Below are 18892 nucleotides of genomic sequence, written 5' to 3'. Positions count from 1 at the left end.
TGGCAAAAGTCCGTTCCGACTCGGGAGAAACTTCGGCGGGAGCGGCGGCGGTTCGGTGGGGCGGCTGTGCCATACGGTGCGGTCGGCCCGCGCTGTCGAGGACGGTCACAGCCCCATCGCGATATCAGCCCCGCGCGACGAACAGCGTCTCGCCGGGCAGCGTCTCCCGATCGACTGGGACGAGCGGCTGGTCGGTGCCCAGCGTGGTGAACATGAACGCGGCGTCGGCCCCCCGGGCGGCGGCCAGCGTCGGCCGGTGGAGCTCCGGCGGGAGGTTCAGCGCGTACACGAGGTCGGCGTCGGCGTAGACCGACGGGTCGGGGTCGGTCACGTCGTCGACGACGAACCGGACGGGGTCGGAGACCGACCGGACCCGGCGGTCGGTGGCGGTCACGTCTGTGTCCGCCTCGGCGAGCGCGTCGGCGACGACCGTGCGGCGGCCGATCCCCACTTCGACGGCGGTATCGAATTCGGCGAAGCGGGCGACCAATGCCTCCAGCGTCTCGGGGATCACAGCGGGGAGTTTATCACGGCGGCACGCATAAACGTCCCGTATGCACGTCGACATCGTGCCGGTGGGCGACGTCCGCGCCGAGGTCAAACGCGAGGCCTCGGCGAGCCTCCGGGCCGTCTACGAGAGCGACGTGACGATGCACGACACGCAGTCGATCCCCTCCGGCGCGTACGACCGCAGTCGCGACCAGTACAGCGCGGAATCGTTCATCAAGCTCGCCACCCGCGTCGGCGACGGCGACAAGAACATCGCCATCACCCCCAAGGACCTGTTCTACCACCGCCGCAACTACGTCTTCGGGCTCGCCTACCTCGACGGCAAGGGGTCGGTCATCTCCACCTACCGCCTCAACACCTCCTCCGACGGCGGCATCTCCCGCCGGTCCGACGAGGACGTGTTCTCCGACCGCGTCCGCAAGGAGGTCATCCACGAGATCGGCCACACCATGGGCCTGGAACACTGCGACAACAAGCGCTGCGTCATGAGCTTCTCGCCCACCGTCCGCGAGGTCGACATCAAAGACGAGGCGCTCTGCGGGACCTGCCAGCGCGAGGTCATGTGACAACGGCCGGCAGTACCGGCCACACGACGGCGCTCACGGCTTTTCTCGACCGAACCGCGGGATACCAACGTGGTTAGGCATCAGCGCTATTCCCGGCGGCCGCCAAGCGGGAGTGATGAGCGAATCCCAGAACCGCGAGCGGACGCGTGAACTCGGCGAACTGTTCGTCTCGGTCACCGGCGACGACACCGTGACGGAGTCCCAGGAAGCGGACGGCGAGAAGGTCTCGGACTCGGAGGACGACGAGTACGCACCGGACGACGACGGCCTCGACGGCGCCATCGACGCGGACCTGGACGGCGCGTCGAGCTAGAGCGTCGCCGTGTCGACGCCGGCGGCGGCCAGGCGGTCGCGCAGTAGCGGTATCCGTTCTCGCAGCGAATTCGGTGTGTGGGCGTCGGAGCCGACGGTCACCGCCACGTCGTGGTCGGCCAGCACCGACAGGAACTCGGCGTTCGGGTGGAACTCGCCGTACTCGCGGTCGACCCGGCCGGCGTTGAGCTCCGGGACCGTCGACGAGTCGGCCAGCGCCGCCGCCACCGCCTCGTAGTGGTCGGCCGTCGCGTGGCCCCGCAGCGCCGGGTTGCGCTCGACGATGTCGAGGTGGGCGGCGACGTCGAACAGTTCGGACTCGACGAGCGCGACCACCCGGTCGAAGTACTCGTCGACGGCGGCCGCCCGCTCGGACTCCGGGAGGTCCGCGAAGTAGTCCCGGTGGACGTTCACGCCGCGGAGCTCGTGGACGCTCCCGACGGCGTAGCCGAAGTCCGCCTCCGCGAGGAACGCCCGGATCTCGGCCTCGTCGGCCGGATGGTAGTCCATCTCGACGGCGTCGAACACGCGGATGTCGTAGTCGGCGCGGAGGTCGGCGATGGCGTCGCGGCGACGCTCGTAGGTCGCGTCGAGGTTGAAGCCGAGCCGCTTCTTGGCGCGGCGGGGCCCCTCCCGTTCGGAGACGTTGCAGTGGTCGGCGAAGCCGACGCCGTCCAGCCCCGCGTCGGCGGCCGCTCGGAGCATGGAGCCCATGAACTCGCCGTCCGAGTAGTTGGAGTGGACGTGGTAGTCGTACACGCCCCGGTATGGATCCGGCACAGCGAAGGAGCTTTCGGGGCCGCGACCCCGTCGCCGCGGGCGGGCCCGTGGGGACGGGGCCGCACCGAGCGGGCCGCGACCCCGCCCGGAAGCGGAAAATCAGTGGGGGAAGCCAAGGGGGAAACGCCCCAATTCCGAAGCGAACCCATGACCGCGCCGCCCCCCATCGACGAACTCCACTTCGACGACGCGCCCGCGGTCGAGGCGGTGCCGGGCCCGAAGTCCCGACAGCTCCGCGACCGCCAGCGCGCCGCCGAGAGCTCCGCGGTGCTGTACCCGACGGAGATGCCCATCGCCTTCCGCGAGGGCCGCGGCGCTACCCTCGAGGACGTCGACGGGAACCGCTATCTGGACTTCTTCGGCGGGATCAGCGTCCTCAACGTCGGCCACGCCAACCCCTACGTCACCGAGGCGGCGACCGAGCAGACCCGGCGGCTCCCCCACTCGCTGGACTTCCCGACCGAACCCCGGCTGGACCTCGTGGAGAAACTCCGCGAGATAGCCCCGGGCGAGATGGCGGGGGCGAGCCGCGTCGTCTTCGGCGGACCGACCGGGAGCGACGCCGTCGAGGGGTCGATCAAACTCGCCAAGCAGTATACCGGTAACCGCGGGATGGTGGCCTTCTACGGTGCCTTCCACGGCGAGACCTCGGGCGCGTTCAGCCTCAGCGCGGACGGCAAGTACAAGCGCGACTACACACCGCTGCTCGCCGAGGTCGAACACGCCCAGTACCCTTACCCGTTCCGTCAGGACGGGACACCGCAGGAGACCGTCGAGCGCGCCCTCGAAGACGTGAAGACGCTGCTGGGCGACCGCTACGGGGCGATGCCCAACCCCGCGGGCGTGTGGGTCGAGCCGGTCCAGGGCGAGGGCGGCATCGTCGTCCCCCCGGCAGGATTCATGTCCGGGCTGCGCGACCTCTGTGACGACCACGACGTGCCCCTGATCGTCGACGAGATACAGACGGGGATGGGCCGCACCGGGGAGTGGTGGGCCAGCGACCACTTCGACGTGACCCCCGACGCGATGACCGTCGGGAAGGCCATCGGCAACGGCCACCCGCTCTCGGCGACGGTCTACCGCGAGGAGCTGGACACCTGGGGGCCGGGCGGCCACACCGGCACCTTCCGGGGGTACAACGTCGCGATGCGGGCGGCGCTGCGCGCCATCGAGTACATCGAGGCCCGCGACCTGCTCGACCACGCGACCGAGCTGGGGACCTACCTCCGGAAGCGGCTCGCCCGGGTCGACAGCCCGCTGGTCGGCCAGGTTCGCGGGCTGGGGCTGTTCGTCGGCGCGGAGTTCGTCGACGGCGAGGGGCGCCCGGCTCCCGACGCCGTCGCGGCGGTGCGCCAGCGCTGTATGGAACGGGGCGTGCTCGCCTGGGGCGGCGGCCGCGACGACAACGTCCTGCGGCTGATCCCACCGCTGGTGCTGACTCGCGAGCAGGCCGAAACGGGGCTCGACATCGTCTGTGAGGCGATCGAAGCGGTCGACGCCGAACGACGGTGAGCACGCCGTTCCGCGCCCCTCGCTGGCGCCCCGCCGACGCGTCGGCCAGTTCTCAACGTCGACCCTGTCGGCCACCAGCAAAACGACACGCGCGGCCACGTGGCGTGTCAATGGCCGACGCCGCCGGCCCCGTCTCCCGGCGCATTAGGCATCCAATTAAAAAAGGCGAAGTCCCAAAGCAGGATCATGGATACGCACCGCCGGTGGGGGGTGGGCCCGCTGGCCGTCGCGAGCGTGGGCGCCGTGCTCGCGGCGACCGCGCTCGTCCACCACGCGGCGGAGGCCGCGACGCTCGATTCGCTCCGGGGTCCGGCGATCGCGTTGCTGGTCGACGGGGCCCCGGCGGTCGGCCTGGTATACGCGGGCTACCGCCTCGAGCACACCGACCTCGACGCCGAGTACCAGTGGCTTGTGGCCGTCTGGTCGCTCGGCGGGGTCGTGGTCTTCACGGGCGCGGTCGGGCTGACCATCGGCGTCCGGCTGCTGGAGGACAGGGTCGTCTCCGAACCGGCGTTCACGCTGCTGGTCGCCGCCTCGTTCGGCGGGCTGGCCGGTGTCGTCGCCGGCTACTACCGGGCGCGGGCGGTCGCCGACGCCACCCGCGCCCAGCGGGCGGGCGACGCGCTCGCGTTCGTCAACGGGCTCGTCAGGCACGACCTGCGCAACGACATGCAGGTGATCCGCGCCTACGCGGGCGAGATCGAGGACGCCGACGCGGAGGACGACGAGGTGGCCGACCACGCGGCGGTCGTCCGCGAGAAGACCGAGGAGGCATTCGAGCGCATCGAGACGGCGGGCTCGCTGGCGAAGACCGTCGCCGGCGAGGCCGAGTACGAGCCGGTCGATCTGGCCGCCGTCGCCGGCGACGCGGCCGCGAGCGTCGAGGCCGCCACCGCCGCGACCGTGCGGACCGACCTCCCCGAGCGGGCGCCGGTCGTCGCCAACGCCGGCCTCCGGTCGGTCGTCGACAACCTCGTCGAGAACGCGGTCGAGCACAACGACAGCGCCGACCCCCACGTCGCGCTGACCGTCGAGGACGGCGACGACGCGGTCACCCTGACGGTCAGCGACAACGGCCCCGGGTTCGCGCCCGACGAGCGGCCGACCGTCTACCGGCCGGGCGCGGAGACGGACGGCGGCGGGCTCCGCATCGCGGCGACGCTCGTCGACCGGTACGGCGGCGACCTCCGGATCGCCGACGACGGCCGCGGGGGCGACGACGGCGCGACCGTCGTCGTCACGCTGCCGCGGGCCGACGCCGACGACGCGGCCGCGCTGCGGCCCGACCAGCGGGCGGTCGGCGGGTGACGGTCAGGCCAGCCGGGTCACGGGCGTGTACCGCCCGGTCAGGTCGCCGGGCAACTGTCACGCCAGCCGGGTCACGGGCGTGTACCGCCCGGTCAGGTCGCCGGGCACCGGCAGCTCGCCGACGGCCGTCCACTCGCCGCCGTGGCGGACGAGGACGGACCCGCGGTGGGTCGCGACGACCAGGTCGCCGCCGGCCGCCGTCATCCCGGTGACCGTCTCGTCGGCCGGGGGGAACTCGACGGCCTCGACCGCGCCGTCGCGGACGGCGAACAGTTCGGGGTCGGCGTCGGGGTCGTCCCAGGTCGCGGAGTTCGCCAGCGCGCCGCCGGCGTAGACGGTCCCGTCCAGCGAGAACGCCGTCCGGAAGTACCGCTGGTCGACTCCCCCGTCCAGCCGTGTCCACGACGCCCCCGCGTCGGTCGTGCGGAAGAGCCCGAAGCCGGTCGCGGCGACGTACTCGCCCGGCCCGGCGACGTGGAGTTCGTGGATGTCGTCGTCGACGACATCGCCCGCGGCGTCGTCCCCCCGCAGTTCGGCCCACGTCTCGCCGCCGTCGTCGCTGCCGTGGACGCCGCCGACCTCCACGCCGGCGACCAGCCGGTCGGGGTCGGCCGGGTCGTGGTGGAGGTCGCGCACCTGCGCGAGATCGTCGTGGCGGGGGAGCCGCCACTCCTCGCGCGAGGGGAGCCGCTGGAACCCCTCGCACTCGCGCCACTCGACGGCCGGGCCGCCGTCGTCGGACTCGCCCGCGTCGACGCCCTCGAACTCGCCGGCGTAGACGCGGGCCGGACGGGTCCCGGCGTAGAGCCGCCCGCCGGGGAGCGCGCCGACGCTGTAGACCGCTTCGGTCGGGACTCCCAGGTCGACCCACGTCTCGCCGTCCGGCGAGTGGAAGAGGCCGGTCGTCGTCGCCGCGAAGGCGCCGTCGGACGAGTCCGACGAGGTTTCGCTCCGTTCCCTCGCGAAACCGCCGTCGAGGCCGTCGAACGTCCGCAGTCGCATCACGCGGCCGCTGGCGAGCGTTCGCTCGGCCGTCCGGTCGGCAGGGCCGTCGAGGTCGGAGAACCGGTACACGCCGTCGTCGCTGCCGGCGAGGAGCATGTCCGGACCCACGGCCGACCCCACCAAAAGCGCTCGCTGAATCCCGTTTTTGTTCCCGGTCTGGTGGGTCGGCGGCCCGGTCAGAGGCTATCGCCGCCGTCCACCCAGAGCACCTCGCCGGTGACGTAGTCGGCGCCCTCGCTGGCGAGGTAGCGGTAGGCGTCTTTCAGGTCCGCCGGCCGGCCGGCGCGCGTCGGGGGTTCGCGACCGCCGCCGACGGCGTCCGCGGCGCGCTCGGACCAGCCATCGGTGATCTCGGTGGCGACGGGGCCCGGCGCGACGGCGTTGACGCGCACGCCGTGGTCGGCGAGTTCGAGCGCTGCGCTGCGCGTGAGCATCTGGACCGCCCCCTTGGTCGTCGCGTAGTGGGAGTGGTCCCACTCGGCGCGCTCGCTGGTCGTCGACGCGGTGTTGACGACGACGCCCGGGTCGTCGCGGTCGATCATGTCCCGCGCCGCGAGCTGCGTCCCGAAGAACGCGCCGCGGGCGTTGACCGCGTGGAGGCGGTCGTACCCGGCGGGCTCGACGTCGAGGAACTCGCGGCTCTCGTGGATCCCCGCGTTGTTGACCATCACGTCGACGCCGCCCAAGTCGCGGGCGCCCTCGACGACGGCGGCGAGGGCGTCGTAGTCGGCGACGTCGGTCTCGACGAAGACCCCCCGGCCGCCGGTCTCGGCGTCGACCAGTTCGTGGGTCGGCGTCTCGGCGTCGCCGGCGGCCGCATCGCCGTCCCGGTCTTTCGGGTCGGCGCGCACGTCGGCGTTGATCACGGTCGCGCCGGCCTCGCCGAAGCCGACGGCGACCGCGCGACCGATGCCGGAACTCGCGCCCGTCACGATCACTGTCTCGCCCGAGAAGTCCGCGCTGATAGTTCCCATGGCCGTGGTACGGACTCCAGTAGCAACGGCGTTTCGGAGGCCGGGCCGAGGCGAACCTGCTCGGCGAGTCAGCCGAGTTCGGGGCGGCTGAACCGGAGGTATCCGAGTGCCAGCGAGCCGAGCGACCAGGCCAGCAGGACGGCGACGTGGAACCAGGTCCGCTCGTAGACGGCGTCGGCGCCGCCGCCCATGTGCGCGAACCGTTCGTAGTTCTCGGCGCCCTGCGCGGAGATCGGTTCGACCGGCTCGCCGTAGGCCATCAGCGGCGAGAGCGCGCTCACGAGTTCGCGCGTCGACTCCGAGACCTCCGCGCCGAGGCGGTCACCGTCCCGGCCGGGACTGCCCTCGGACCGCCTGCAGCACCGACCCGGTCGCGGTTCGGCGCTCGCGCCCGCGAAGTAACAACCGAATACTCATGCCGATCCCGTCGGATCGTCGGACCCATGGATCGCGTCGCCGCGTTCGGTATCGGGAGCACGAACTTTCGAGCCGCCGTCGCCACGACGAGCGGGGAGTTCCTAACCGACGTCGCCGCCGAGCCGACGCGCCCCCGGGACCTCGCCGACCAGCTCGCGACGGCGGTCGGCGACCTGCGGCGGTCGACCGACCACCCCATCGACGCCGTGGCCGTCTCGACCGCCGGGCTCGTCGACGATTCGGCGGGTGTGATCCGCGAGTTCGACACGCCCGACGGGGAGACGGTCGAACGGATCGACGTGGGCGGAGCGGTCGACCGCGCCCACGGGCTCCCCGTCACGCTGGCCAACGACTGCAACGCGGCCGCGCTCGGGGAATGGTACTACGGCGCGCGCCGCGACGAGCGCTGTCTCGCCCACCTCACGTTCGGGACCGGGATCGGCGGCGGCGTCGTCGAGGACGGCCGGCTCCACCGCGGGGAGAGCGGCCAGGCCAGCGAGTTCGGCCTGCTCCCGGTCGCGCCCCGCGAGTTCGAGAGCACGGGCGTCGCCGGCGCCTGGGAGGCGGTCTGCTCCGGCCGCGGCATCCCTCGGTTCGCCGCCGAGTTCGCCGACGACGCCGCCGCCTCGGACGCGGAGCGGGGAGACGGGCGCTCCGGAGCGGTCGGGCTCGACGGCGGCGGCCACACGGCTGAAGCGGTGTTCGCCGCGGCCGACGCGGGCGAGGCCTGGGCCCGGGACTGCCTCGACGAGGTCGACCGGTACAACGCCGCCGGGGTCGCGGCGGTCTGTAACGCGGTCAACCCCGGGCTGGTCACGCTCGGCGGCGGCGTCGCGCTCAACAACCCGGACCGGATCCTCTCCGGCATCGAGGCGCACCTCGACCGGTACCTGTTCGTCGACCGCCCGACCGTTCGGCTCACGCCGCTGGGCGACGATATCGGTCTCTACGGGGCGCTGGCGGCCGCTCAGGTAGAGCGGTGACTTCGAGGCCCCCGAGAACCCGTTCGTCACGCACACCGACTGACTGCGAGTCGTGGCTCAGCGGTGTTCGTCGATCCACTCACACCACGAGTGGAAATCGTCCGCCCCGCACTGGTCCGCGATCTGCTGTAGCGTCCCGGTCCGGACGCGGTCGTGCAGCGGGACGGTGACGGTCCGTTTCTCGCCCGTCTCGGGATGCGTGTACTTGAGAATCGCGTGGTCACCGCGTGTCCGGTCGTGGCGATACCCGAATTTGCGGAGGACGTTGACTATCTCCTCGCCGGAAAAGTCGCGAGAAACCATCCGCTACTCGTCGAACCACGGCGCGTCCGGTTCCGGAGCCTCTCCGTCGACCTCCTCAGCTGCCTGCGTCGCCTCGACGGCCTCGTCGAGGTTCGCCAGCGCCTCCGTCCTGCTCGGACCCTGGCTCGCGACCCCCGTCTCCTCGTCGACGGCCGACCACCAGCCGTCGTCTTCCTCGATGAGGCGGATCTCGCGCCCGGTGCTCATACGGATCGGTACGGCGGAATGTCTGAAAAGGGTTCGGACGTGTCCGAAACGGACCTCGCTGACAGGTCAGTCCGAGTAGTAGTACTCGCCGGCGTTCTTCTGCTCGCGGTCGAGTTGCGACCCCGGCTTGTTGATCCGCGGGCGGCCGGTGCGCTCGTCGCGGCGGAAGGTGATGTCGAGGTTCGCGAGGAACTCGTTCATGCCGTCGCGCATGCTCACCGGCGGCGAGGCGTGGCCGTGTTCGGCCGGTTCGCCGTCGAAGACCAGCATCCGGTCGGCCAGCAGGTCGATCATGTAGATGTCGTGGTCGATGACCAGCGCGGTGGCGTCGTGGTTCTCGGCGTAGCGGCGGATGGCCGAGGTGGCCCGCACCCGCTGTTCCACGTCGAGGTGCGCCGATGGCTCGTCCAGCAGGTACAGGTCGGCGTCCTCGGAGAGGCAGGCCGCGATGGCGACGCGCTGGCGCTCACCGCCCGAGAGGTCGGTGAGGTTCTGTTCCATCACGCGGTCGAGCTGCAGCGGGTCGGCGATCTCCGTGTTCCAGTAGGAGGTGCCGAAGTCGTCGGTGATAGAGGAGAGGAAGGCGTCGACGCGCATCGGCTGGTCGATCTCGACGTACTGGGGCTTGTAGGCGATCTCCAGCCGCGCGTCGACCTCCCCCTCGTCGGGCTCCAGCCGGCCGGCGAGCAGCTGGGCGAACGTCGACTTCCCGATGCCGTTGGGGCCGACGACGCCCAGCACCTCGTTCTCCTGGATCTCCCCGCCCTCCACGTCGAGCGAGAACTCGCCGTCGCCGTAGGACTTGGTGAGGTCGGGGTACTCGACGACCACGTCGCCCTGGGCGGTCGTCCGCGGGGCGTGTTCCTCGAACTGGATGGACTCCTGGCGGACCCGCATGTTCTCGTTCTCCAGGTAGCCGCCGAGGTACTCGTTGATGCCGTTCTTCGTCGACTTGGGGCTCGTGATGACGCCGAACGCGCCCGACGAGCCGTAGGCGACGTGGATGGTGTCGGCCAAAAGATCCAGGATGGCCAGGTCGTGCTCGACGACGAGCATCGACCGGCCGCCCTCGTCGGCGAGTTCCCGGACGAGCCGCGCGGCGGTCATCCGCTGGCCGATGTCGAGGTAGGGGGTCAGCTCGTCGAGGAAGTAGAAGTCGGCGTCGCGGGCGAGACAGGCGACGAGGGCGACCCGCTGGAGTTCGCCGCCGGAGAGGGTGTCGATGTCCTGGTCGACGACCGGGCGGATCCCGACGCGGTCGATCAGCTCGTCGAGCGCGCCCCGCTCGTCGGTCCGCTCCAGCAGCTCGCGAGTCGTCCCGTCGAACTGGTCGGGGATCTGGTCGACGTACTGCGGTTTGCGCGCGACGGTCACGTCGCCCGCCCGCAGCTCCTCGAGGTAGGTCTGCAGCTCGGTCCCGCGGTACTCGTCCATGACGGTCTCCCAGCCGGGCGGGTCGCCCGACACCTGGCCGAGGTTCGGCGCCATCTCGTCGGCGAGGATGCGGACCGCGGTGGTCTTCCCGATGCCGTTCGGGCCGAGGATGCCGGTGACCTGCCCCTCCTGGGGCGCGGGCAGCCCGTAGAGGGCGAAGGCGTTCTCGCCGTAGCGGTGGACGGGGTCGTCGTCGAGCTCCTGCGGGAGGTTGATGATCTCGATCGCGTCGAACGGGCACTTGTTGACGCAGATACCGCAGGACTCGCCGAGGCAGATCTCCTCGGAGATGTGGATCTGGTCGGGGTCGCCCTCGAAGGGTTCGCCCTCCTCGAAGCGCTCCTCGCGGGTGACGATACACTCCTTGCCCGAGCGGTTCGGCGGGCAGAAGTTCGCACACTCGTAGTTACAGCGGTCGGGCTGACACCTGTCGAGGTCGACGACCGCGATGGAGTCGTCCGCCATCGTTACAGGGAGGTCCCCGCGGTCAGCAGGATCCCCCAGGAGACGAACCACAGCGAGAAGGTGATGAACGCGATGTAGAGGTACTCCTTGGGGCCGAAGTCGTCGACGTCGATGCCGATCGCCATGTAGACCGGAAGCTGGACGAGCACCGCCGCGCCGAGCAGGTACAGGCCCAGCCGGTCGTTGGGGCCGGTCGCCAGCGCCTGGGCGGCCACGCCGGCGCCGATCCCCAGCACGGAGGCGAGCGTCGTCACCGTCAGCCCCCGCAGGTGGTCGTCCCACCCCTCGGCGGTTTCGGTAGCCATACGTCCGTCTCGGCCGCGCGGCCCCAAAAGCCGTTCGTTCCCGCCCCCACCGTCGGGCCGGAACGCGCCGCGCCCTCACTGACTCCCACTGGTCCCCGCTGGCCACCACTGGCCCCCACCGGTCCCGCCGTCACCCTCAGCCCCTTGCCGTCCCCCGGCGGCGCCCCACCGGCGTCACCGTCTGCGCTCCCGTGGCGGCGATACTGCGGGTCTTGGCTGTCGCCAGTGTGAATCTTTATTGTACGCGCGCCCCACCCATCTATCGATGCCCGAGACAGACGGGGACGACCTCAGCGACCTGCCGCCGAGCGCGAAACTCGTCTTCAAAGTGCTGGAGTACGACGGTCCGCTCACCCAGAAAGGGATCGTCGAGGAGTCGATGCTCTCCGCGCGGACCGTCCGCTACGCCCTCGAACGCCTCGAGGAGGTCGGCGTCGTCGAGGAGGACGTCTACTTCGCCGACGCCCGCCAGAACCTCTACGAGATCGACAAGCCCGACTGCGACGGCGACTGCGAGGCCGCCGCCTCCGCCGACTGACGACCCAGCGCACCGACCGACGACCGACGCCGTTCTCGACCGCGCTTCGCGCGTCCTCGACGTGTCGCACGAACCGCCGGGTCCGGAGTGTCCGCTCACACCTCGGGTTCGAGGTAGACGGTGCGGACGCTCGCGTTCGCCGCCTTCATCGCCTCCTCGATCTCCGTGATCGTCGCGTCGAGGTCGGTGCCGTCGGACCCGGGGTGGAACTCAACGTCCGCGGAGACGACGATCCGCTCGGGGCCGAAGTAGACCGTCCGGAAGTCGACGATGCGGTCGACCTCCTCGCGGTCCTCCACGATCGCGCGCAGTTTCTCCTCCTCGTCTCTGGGGAGGCTCTCGCCGAGGATGAGCCGCTTGTTCTCCCAGGCGAGCGCGACGGCGAAGCCCATCAGCATGATCCCGATGAGCAGCGCGGCGAGGGCGTCGTAGACGGCGTTGCCGGTCTGCTGTTCGAGGAAGATCCCGGCCAGCGCGAGCACCAGGCCGACGAGGGCGATGGTGTCCTCGGTCAGCGCGGTGAGGGTGGTCACGTCGCTGGTCTTGCGGAACGCCTCGCGCATGCCCGACCAGTCGTTCTCCTCGATCTGGGTCTTCATGCCCGCGTAGGCCTTGCTGAACGCCCAGCTCTCGAAGGCGATGCCCAGCAGGAGGACGGTGTAGTTGACGAGGATCGGGTCGAACCCGCCCGGCGGCTGGAAGGATAGCCAGAGAAACTCGACGGCTTCGCCCCCGCCGCCGTGGCCGCCCGAGCCCATCAGCGCGTTGATGCCGTGTTTCGCGGACTCCCAGCCGGCGATGCCGAACAGGAAGACGGAGACGAGGAAGGCGTAGAAGAACTGCGCCTTGCCGTAGCCGAAGGGGTGGCGCCGGTCGGCCTCGCGGCCGCCGTAGCGGAGGCCGATGAGGAGAAAGACCTGGTTGCCGGTGTCGGAGATCGAGTGGTAGGTCTCCGAGAGCATCGCGGCGCTCCCGGTCAACAGGAAGCCGGCGAACTTCATGATCGCGATGGCCCCGTTCGCGATCAGCGCCGCCATCACGACCGACTTGCTCTCTGCCATTGTGGTCCGGTCGCACGGGTTCGCCAAAGGCTTTGGCACCCGACCGCGGCGGATCCGAGGCGTTAGGTGGTGGGCCGTCGAACCCGCCACCGTGATCACGGTCGTCTCGGACACCCACGGCACCGACGGGCACCGACTCGAAGGCCGGACCCTCGAAGCGGTCCGGGAGGCCGACCTCGTCGTTCACGCCGGCGACTTCACGACGGAGGCGGTGCTGGACGCGTTCGAGTCGGAGGTCGGGGCCGGAGCCGGGGCCGAGAACAGCGGCGAACGCGGGGATGGGGAGAGCGGAACGAACGCGGCGTTCGCCGCGGTGTACGGGAACAACGACGACCCGGGGGTCCGGGAGCGGCTGACGGCGGAGCGGACCGTCGAGCGCGACGGCCTCCGGGTCGCCGTCGTCCACGGCCACGAACACGACGACACGTCGCTGTCGCTGCTGGGGCGCCAGGAGCGGGCGGACGTCGTCGTGGTCGGGCACTCCCACGAGCCAGGGTGGCGACGGGTAGGGGCGGTCACGGTCCTGAACCCCGGGAGTCACGCCGACCCGCGGTGGCACCGTCCGGGCCACGCGGAACTGGAACCGACCGGGGAGGGCCCGACCGGTCGGCTGGTGGCACCCGACGGGGAGGTCTTCGACGAGTTCGACCTCGCCGCCACCGGGCGGGAGTGACGGCGGGCCGGGGTCGAAGCGGGGCAGGGCGGGGCGGCGTGCACCCGCTACTTCGGCGGGGAGGGAAAAGTAGCCGGCGGAAACTCAAACGGCCGTTTCACTGTCGGACCGACCGCCGCGGTGGGCCGGTCGGCCGGATGTCCGGGGGATCGGCCCGCCGGTGGTTACCCGCGGACGTACCAGACGGCGAAGGCGCCGACGAGCACGGCGGCGCCCCCGAGGAAGAAGAAGGCGCCCGGTCCCAGCCCCTCGACGACGCCCGTGGAGGCGACGGGGGGGCCGGTGGGGGTCGGCGTGTGGGCGGCGGCCGCGGCGCCGTCGGTGCCGGCCCCGGCGGACTCGCCGCCGAGCACCGGGACGCCGCGGCCGGCCAGCGCCGAGACGACGAGGCTGACGACCGCGAGCAGGCCGACCGCGCCCAGCAGCCGCGAGAGGGCGGTCCTGATGCTCGTGGACTTCTCCTGGTCGCCGGCGAAGATGACCAGCGGCTGGTCGGCGGGCGCGTACACGTCCATCTCGCGGCCCTTCTGGGAGTAGGCCGTGTCGACGACCTCGACGGCGCCGGCGTCCTCGAGGTTCTCAAGGTGGTACTGTGCGTTCTGCAGCGAGGTGTCGACGCGTTCGGCCAGCTCGGCCGGCGGCGCGGGGGCCTCGTGGAGCTCACCGAGGAGGCGACGGGCAGTCTCCGAGGAGAGCGCAGAGAGCAGATCGTCGGCGTCGTCGCTCTCGACGCCGACTACCCGCGGCTCCGCGTCGTCGGCCGCCGCGGTGTCGGGTTTGGAGGGCAGCAGCGACATCTCACGTCGCGCTTTGCACCCCTGCAGTATCAGTCTTACCACCTGACAGACGTGACAGGTCCCGCCCGTGACGGCCCGACACGGGTCGCGGCGCGGGCGTCACCCATCGCCGGCACCGCCTCCCCCGTGCCGGCGCAATCGCCGCCACCCTGCCGGCACCGCCTCCCTCCGTGCCGGCGCGGTCGACGGGTCCGGCCGGCCGCTCCCGCGCGTGTCGCCGTGCCGAAACCTCTTTGCCCGGGGGCGCGGTAGGCCGGCGTATGCAGATCGGTGACCTGGTCTCGTGGTTCTTCGAGGACCCCGTCCTCGTCGCCATCGTCGCCGTCCTTCTGACGTTCGTGTTCCTCCTCTACCTGTTCCTCCGCCGGACCGCACAGGGGTTCAAAGAGGGGATGAACCAGGGCCGCCAGTAGCGGCCGCCCGCTGGCGTTCAGTCTATCGCCCGCTCGACGCCCGACAGCGCCGCGTCGATATCCTCGTCGTCGACATCCCAGTGCGTGCAAAAGCGCACGCGGTAGTCGCCGAAGGCGACGCAGCCGACACCCTCGCGCTCGCAGGCCGCGACCACCTCGTCGGCCGGATCGTCGGTCCGGACGACGACGATGTTCGTCTCGGGCTCGGGCGCGTCGATCCCCGGGAGGTCGTCCAGCCCGGCGGCCAGCCGGCGGGCCCGCTCGTGGTCCGCGGCGAGGCGGTCGCGGTTCTCCAGCGCTCTGAGCCCGGGCGCGGCGAGAATACCGGCCTGGCGCATCCCGCCGCCCATGAGCTTGCGGTTGCGGCGGGCGCGCTCGACGAATTCCTCGGATCCTGCGAGCACCGACCCCACGGGCGCGCCCAGCCCCTTCGAGAGACAGACCATCGCCGAGTCGACCTCGCGGGTGACCCGCTCGGCCGGGGTATCGAGGGCCGCGGCGGCGTTGAACAGTCGCGCGCCGTCGAGGTGGACGGACACGTCGCGCTCGCGGGCGACCGCGGCCGCGGCGTCGATGGCCTCGGGCGCGATGGCGGTGCCGCCCTTGCTATTATGAGTGTTCTCCAGGGCGAGCAGGCCGGTCCCGGCGCGGTGGCCGTCCGCTTCGACGTACGCCTCGCGGACCTGTTCGGGGGCGACCACGCCGCGGTCGTCGCCCTCGACGGGTCGTGGCTGGACGCCCGAGTGCTGTGCGACGCCGCCGAGCTCCCACTTGTAGACGTGGCTCTCGCGTTCGACGATCGCCTCCTGGCCGCGCTCGGTGTGGGTGCGGACGGCGACCTGGTTGCCCATCGTCCCCGAGGGGACCAGCAGGGCGTCGCCGAAGCCCAGCACGTCCGCGACGCGGGCTTCGAGCTCGTTGACGGTCGGGTCCTCGCCGTACACGTCGTCGCCGACCTCGGCGTCGCGGGCTGCCGCGCGCATCGCCTCGTCGGGTTTCGTGACGGTGTCGCTACGCAGGTCGATCACGGCCGCGAGTACGCGGTCGGCGGGGAAATAGCTGGTCGAACGGTCCGGGTACCGCCCTCAGTCCCGCGCGAGTAGTGCCTCGGGCGTCAGTTCGCGGCCGTTGTAGTCGATGCGGAAAGCCGCCTCGCCGCCGGTCCGCGCGAAGTCCGTCACGTCGCCGGTGACCGCGTAGGTGTCGCCGTAGCCGGTGTTGCCGGTGAAGCCGCTGACGGTGACGGTACCGTCGCCGTTCTCGACGACCTCGTCGTTGTCCCCGGCCGAGCGCTTCGGGCCGGCGTTGGTCACCTTCCGGACGGTCCCCTCGACGGTGAACTCGTAGTCGACCTCCCCCTGTTCGGTGGCGACGACCGCGAGCAGGTCGGTCGCTGGCGCGGTGGTCTCGACGGCCCGCCACTCGGCCTCGCGGAGGACGTAGTCGCCGTCGCCGCCGGTCTGGGAGAACTCGGTGATCGGGCCGCCGACGGCGTACACGTCGCTGTAGCCCGGGTTCCCGGTCGTACCCGAGACGGTCGTCCCGCCGTCGCCGGTCGCGATGGCGTCGTTGCCGCCGGGCGAGGCGCCCCGGCGGTCCGAGAGCGTCACGGCGCGGACCGGCCCGTCGACGGTGAACTCGTAGTCGACGGCGCCCTCGGTCGCGCCCATCACCTCGACGAGCCGCTCCTGGTGAGTCGCCTTCCCGAGCAGGTACTGCTCGGCGGCGGGGTTGCGGACGTAGTGGGTCACGTACCCCAGGTCGTGGAAGATCTCGACCGCCTCGACGACCTTGCCCGCGTGCTCGCCCGTTCCCCGGTAGACGCCGGTGATCCCGTCGGGCGATTCGGGGCCGTCGAGGTGGACCTTCTCCTGGCTCGTCCCGTCGACGAAGTGCAGGTCGACCTGCGAGACCAGCCGGCCGGGGTAGGTGTCGGTCTCCAGGAACTGCCCCGGCCGGACGGTCGCCCGCGAGTCGGTGAACGTGACCGACTTCCCCCCGGGGTCGCAGTCGGCCGCGTCGTTCGTCCGCGTCCACTCGTTGCCGTCGAAGTCGGCGAACGTCACCGACTCGACCACGCGCCCGGGCGCACCGAAGGTCTCGGGCCGTCCCTCGCCGATGTCCACGAAGCTCCCGTCGGCGAAGACCGCCCGCGCGCTGCGGGCGCTCCCCCAGTCGTCGACGCTGACGGTCGAGCACTCGACCGCCGCCGTCGGCGCGACCGTCCCGTCCGTTGCAGCCGCCGTCCCGCCCGTTGCGACCGCCGACAGCGCCCCCAGCGCGCTCGACGCGAGGAAGGTCCGTCTCGTGTTCCGCAGTTGTCGGTCGGACATAGCACGCTCCCGGGTAGGGGGACACCCGTATTTCGTTATAGCCCCGCAACTCCCGGTAGGCGCGGGTTATCGCCGCCGTACCCTCCCGGACTCTCGCCGGATCGGGCCGGCCAGCCGCCCCGTGGCGGCCGTCTATGTTGTACGGTACCTAGTCACAGATTATCACTTTACGCTTCGCGTACGTGTTCCGGCCGTGGACGCACTGACCGACCACTACGAGACCGTCCGGGAACGCAACGACTTCGAACCGGTCGACGGGGCCGTCGGGCCGGTGCCGGCCGGCGAACGCCGGCGGTTCGTCGCCGTCGACGACGAGGCCGTCTTCGGTGGGACCGACGGGGCCGACGGGACCGACAGGGCCGACCGGAGCGGGACGCTCGTCGCGACGGGCGTCGGGATGACCGGTCCGCCCCACCTGGGGACCGTCGGCCAGTTCCTGACCGCCGTCGCGCTCCAGGAGGCGGGCCTGGACGTGCAGTTCGTCCTCGCCGACCTGGAGCCCTACCACGGCGGCGCCCCGCTCGACCGCGTGCGGTCGCTCGCCGAGCGCTACCGCGCGTTCGCGCTCGACCTGGGATTCGACCCGGACCGCGGCCGGCTCCGCACTCAGAGCGAGGCCCGCGACGTGATGCACACCGGGCAGTTGCTGGCGCCCTACTACGACCCCGATGCGTGGGGCGGAGAGGACGACGCCGACGGCGACTCGCCGGACGGCGATCCGCCGCCGACCGAGTGGGAGCGGGCGGTGCGCGAGGCCTACGGGGCCGCCGAGGGCGACCGCGGGCCGGGGACCGCCGCCGTCGCGCGGTCGGGTGCGACCTCGGAGGCGGCCGACGCCCACAGCGCCGTCCTCCACGGCGTCGACTTCCTCCACCCGCTGTACGCGGGCGAGTACGAGCGGCTGGTCCTCCAGTTCGGGATCGACGAGCACCACCTCACCGGAATGGCGCGGCGGTTCCGCGACGCCGCACCCGTCGACGGCGACGTGGCGGGGCTGTACACCCGGATGCTCCCGGGTTTCGACGGGACGCCGAAGATGGCCAAGTCGATCCCCGGGTCGGGCGTCTCGCTCGCGATGGACTCCGAGGAGATCCGCGAGCGGATCGCGGGCGACGAGGGCGGCGACCCCGCGACTTCGCCCGTCTTCCAGGCGATGTGTCTGGCGTCGCGCTACGACGCCGACCGCCTGGGTCGGCTGGAATCGGCCTGCGAGTCGGGCGGGGAGGAGTGGGAGCGGGCGAAGACGGAGTACGCCGAGTTCGTCGTCGAGCTGGCCGAGCGCTGGCGTGCGACCGGCGACTGAGCGGTCAGGCCCCGACGAGCGCGTAGAGCGTCGCCGAGTTGACGACGACGCTCGCGAGCGCGTACGACAGGTACGCCAGCGCGGGCGCCAGCAGCGAGCGCGTCCCGACGTACGCGTACGCCGCCACCCCGACGAGGGCGACGTGCGTGGCCGGCGTCAGGAGTTCGAGCGGCCCGTCGATCCCGCGCCCGACCGAGAAGGCGGCGAGCGCGACGGCCAGCGCGACCGGCAGGAGCGCCGCGGCGCGGGCCCGCCGGTCGTCGACCCGCCGGTCGGCGTAGACGGCGACGCCCAGACCGAGGACGAACAGCGCCGCGACGGCCGCGCGCTCGGGCGTGACGTACAGCCACGGCCCCGACCGGATGGCGGCGGGCGCGGAGACGAACCGCGGCGTCGCGAAGTACGCGCTCGTCAGCGCGGTCGCGGCGGCCGCGCGCTCGGGGCCGAGCACCCGCCCGAACGCGCCCTGAACGAGGCCCTGGTACAGCAGCGCCATCCCGGCGGCGAACACCGCGACGAAGACCAGCGTTCGGTCGGCCAGGTTCGCCGGGGCGTTCGCGAGCGCCGCCGAGAGGTGGTCGGCTCCGATCCCGTAGGTGAGCGCGGCCGGCACGAGCGGGACCGCGGCGAGCGCCGCGGCGCCGACCGCCGCCGCGCCGAGGAGGGCGCCGGCCTCGCGGTCGGGGACCGACA

23 protein-coding genes are annotated in these 18892 nt (G+C 71.8%); 9 read left to right on the top strand and 14 right to left on the bottom strand.

From position 1 onward, the window contains the following. Positions 1 to 124: 124 nt before the first annotated feature. Positions 125 to 568 carry a UPF0146 family protein gene (locus ACMGFG_RS04860; protein WP_436929232.1) on the bottom strand — a complete coding sequence of 148 codons (444 nt, stop codon included), beginning with the start codon at positions 566 to 568 and terminating at the stop codon, positions 125 to 127. Here ACMGFG_RS04860 and ACMGFG_RS04855 point away from each other — a divergent pair. Together ACMGFG_RS04855 and ACMGFG_RS04850 are read left to right on the top strand one after the other, a co-directional pair. Next, a complete protein-coding gene (locus ACMGFG_RS04855) occupies positions 555 to 1076 on the top strand; it encodes an archaemetzincin family Zn-dependent metalloprotease (protein ID WP_436911062.1) in 522 nt (173 codons plus the stop codon). The two genes, ACMGFG_RS04860 and ACMGFG_RS04855, sit on opposite strands and share 14 nt — an antisense overlap. Before the next feature lie 115 nt (positions 1077 to 1191). Further along, on the top strand, positions 1192 to 1389 hold the full coding sequence (locus tag ACMGFG_RS04850) for a hypothetical protein (protein WP_436929231.1): 198 nt from the start codon (positions 1192 to 1194) through the stop codon (positions 1387 to 1389). Here the strand turns inward: ACMGFG_RS04850 and ACMGFG_RS04845 are convergent. Beyond that, the gene (locus ACMGFG_RS04845) at positions 1386 to 2147 is read right to left on the bottom strand and encodes a PHP domain-containing protein (RefSeq protein WP_436929230.1); all 762 of its coding nucleotides are present in this window, start codon (positions 2145 to 2147) and stop codon (positions 1386 to 1388) included. The genes ACMGFG_RS04850 and ACMGFG_RS04845 overlap by 4 nt on opposite strands. Before the next feature lie 168 nt (positions 2148 to 2315). On the opposite strand from ACMGFG_RS04845, the gene ACMGFG_RS04840 reads away from it, so the two are divergent. After that, complete coding sequence (locus ACMGFG_RS04840; protein ID WP_436929229.1) at positions 2316 to 3680, top strand: aspartate aminotransferase family protein; 1365 nt, start codon at positions 2316 to 2318, stop codon at positions 3678 to 3680. Between the two features lie 186 nt (positions 3681 to 3866). Continuing rightward, positions 3867 to 4988, top strand: coding sequence for an ATP-binding protein (locus ACMGFG_RS04835; RefSeq protein WP_436929228.1), 1122 nt, complete (start codon positions 3867 to 3869; stop codon positions 4986 to 4988). Positions 4989 to 5045: 57 nt separating this feature from the next. Here ACMGFG_RS04835 and ACMGFG_RS04830 read toward each other — a convergent pair whose 3' ends face one another. The 3 genes from ACMGFG_RS04830 to ACMGFG_RS04820 form a co-directional block, all read right to left on the bottom strand. After that, complete coding sequence (locus ACMGFG_RS04830) at positions 5046 to 6089, bottom strand: WD40/YVTN/BNR-like repeat-containing protein (RefSeq protein ID WP_436929227.1); 1044 nt, start codon at positions 6087 to 6089, stop codon at positions 5046 to 5048. A gap of 80 nt (positions 6090 to 6169) precedes the next feature. Then, positions 6170 to 6967 (bottom strand): SDR family NAD(P)-dependent oxidoreductase, encoded by a 798-nt coding sequence (locus ACMGFG_RS04825; protein WP_436929226.1) that lies wholly within the window; start codon positions 6965 to 6967, stop codon positions 6170 to 6172. 68 nt (positions 6968 to 7035) lie between these two features. Beyond that, a complete protein-coding gene (locus tag ACMGFG_RS04820; RefSeq protein ID WP_436929225.1) occupies positions 7036 to 7248 on the bottom strand; it encodes a hypothetical protein in 213 nt (70 codons plus the stop codon). A gap of 162 nt (positions 7249 to 7410) precedes the next feature. Here ACMGFG_RS04820 and ACMGFG_RS04815 point away from each other — a divergent pair, with 162 nt between their 5' ends. Continuing rightward, complete coding sequence (locus ACMGFG_RS04815) at positions 7411 to 8367, top strand: ROK family protein (RefSeq protein ID WP_436929224.1); 957 nt, start codon at positions 7411 to 7413, stop codon at positions 8365 to 8367. A 57-nt stretch (positions 8368 to 8424) separates the two neighbouring features. Here the strand turns inward: ACMGFG_RS04815 and ACMGFG_RS04810 are convergent, their stop codons facing one another. The 4 genes from ACMGFG_RS04810 to ACMGFG_RS04795 all read right to left on the bottom strand — a co-directional run bounded on the left by ACMGFG_RS04810 (position 8425) and on the right by ACMGFG_RS04795 (position 11081). Then, positions 8425 to 8670 carry a type II toxin-antitoxin system HicA family toxin gene (locus ACMGFG_RS04810; protein ID WP_436929223.1) on the bottom strand — a complete coding sequence of 82 codons (246 nt, stop codon included), beginning with the start codon at positions 8668 to 8670 and terminating at the stop codon, positions 8425 to 8427. 3 nt (positions 8671 to 8673) lie between these two features. After that, positions 8674 to 8877, bottom strand: a complete 204-nt coding sequence (locus ACMGFG_RS04805; RefSeq protein ID WP_436929222.1) for a type II toxin-antitoxin system HicB family antitoxin — start codon at positions 8875 to 8877, stop codon at positions 8674 to 8676. A 66-nt stretch (positions 8878 to 8943) separates the two neighbouring features. Further along, the gene (locus ACMGFG_RS04800; protein ID WP_436929221.1) at positions 8944 to 10776 is read right to left on the bottom strand and encodes a ribosome biogenesis/translation initiation ATPase RLI; all 1833 of its coding nucleotides are present in this window, start codon (positions 10774 to 10776) and stop codon (positions 8944 to 8946) included. A gap of 2 nt (positions 10777 to 10778) precedes the next feature. Next, positions 10779 to 11081 (bottom strand): EMC6-like membrane protein, encoded by a 303-nt coding sequence (locus ACMGFG_RS04795; RefSeq protein WP_436929220.1) that lies wholly within the window; start codon positions 11079 to 11081, stop codon positions 10779 to 10781. A 265-nt stretch (positions 11082 to 11346) separates the two neighbouring features. Here ACMGFG_RS04795 and ACMGFG_RS04790 point away from each other — a divergent pair, with 265 nt between their 5' ends. Beyond that, positions 11347 to 11619, top strand: a complete 273-nt coding sequence (locus tag ACMGFG_RS04790) for a winged helix-turn-helix transcriptional regulator (RefSeq protein ID WP_135366170.1) — start codon at positions 11347 to 11349, stop codon at positions 11617 to 11619. A 95-nt stretch (positions 11620 to 11714) separates the two neighbouring features. Here ACMGFG_RS04790 and ACMGFG_RS04785 read toward each other — a convergent pair whose 3' ends face one another. After that, positions 11715 to 12680: a cation diffusion facilitator family transporter gene (locus ACMGFG_RS04785; protein ID WP_436929219.1), complete on the bottom strand. Its 966-nt coding sequence runs from the start codon at positions 12678 to 12680 to the stop codon at positions 11715 to 11717. Positions 12681 to 12771: 91 nt separating this feature from the next. Here ACMGFG_RS04785 and ACMGFG_RS04780 point away from each other — a divergent pair, with 91 nt between their 5' ends. Continuing rightward, positions 12772 to 13353: a metallophosphoesterase gene (locus ACMGFG_RS04780; protein WP_436929218.1), complete on the top strand. Its 582-nt coding sequence runs from the start codon at positions 12772 to 12774 to the stop codon at positions 13351 to 13353. A 164-nt stretch (positions 13354 to 13517) separates the two neighbouring features. On the opposite strand, the gene ACMGFG_RS04775 is transcribed toward ACMGFG_RS04780, so the two are convergent. After that, complete coding sequence (locus tag ACMGFG_RS04775; RefSeq protein WP_436929217.1) at positions 13518 to 14150, bottom strand: ArsR/SmtB family transcription factor; 633 nt, start codon at positions 14148 to 14150, stop codon at positions 13518 to 13520. Positions 14151 to 14410: 260 nt separating this feature from the next. Between ACMGFG_RS04775 and ACMGFG_RS04770 the strand changes: the two genes are divergently transcribed. Further along, positions 14411 to 14563, top strand: a complete 153-nt coding sequence (locus ACMGFG_RS04770) for a DUF7859 family protein (RefSeq protein ID WP_436929216.1) — start codon at positions 14411 to 14413, stop codon at positions 14561 to 14563. A 17-nt stretch (positions 14564 to 14580) separates the two neighbouring features. On the opposite strand, the gene ACMGFG_RS04765 is transcribed toward ACMGFG_RS04770, so the two are convergent. Further along, positions 14581 to 15591, bottom strand: coding sequence for a threonine aldolase family protein (locus ACMGFG_RS04765; protein ID WP_436929215.1), 1011 nt, complete (start codon positions 15589 to 15591; stop codon positions 14581 to 14583). A 57-nt stretch (positions 15592 to 15648) separates the two neighbouring features. Continuing rightward, positions 15649 to 16896: a hypothetical protein gene (locus tag ACMGFG_RS04760; protein ID WP_436929214.1), complete on the bottom strand. Its 1248-nt coding sequence runs from the start codon at positions 16894 to 16896 to the stop codon at positions 15649 to 15651. Between the two features lie 193 nt (positions 16897 to 17089). Between ACMGFG_RS04760 and ACMGFG_RS04755 the strand changes: the two genes are divergently transcribed. Continuing rightward, positions 17090 to 18199, top strand: coding sequence for a nucleotidyl transferase family protein (locus ACMGFG_RS04755; protein ID WP_436929213.1), 1110 nt, complete (start codon positions 17090 to 17092; stop codon positions 18197 to 18199). Between the two features lie 4 nt (positions 18200 to 18203). On the opposite strand, the gene ACMGFG_RS04750 is transcribed toward ACMGFG_RS04755, so the two are convergent. Continuing rightward, positions 18204 to 18892: hypothetical protein (locus ACMGFG_RS04750; protein WP_436929212.1), on the bottom strand; the 689-nt coding region annotated here is incomplete at its 5' end.

Source organism: Halosimplex halobium, assembly GCF_051414055.1.
GTDB lineage: Archaea > Halobacteriota > Halobacteria > Halobacteriales > Haloarculaceae > Halosimplex > Halosimplex halobium.
Note: the sequence above shows the minus strand (reverse complement) of the source record. Positions and strands in the feature narration are given on the sequence as shown.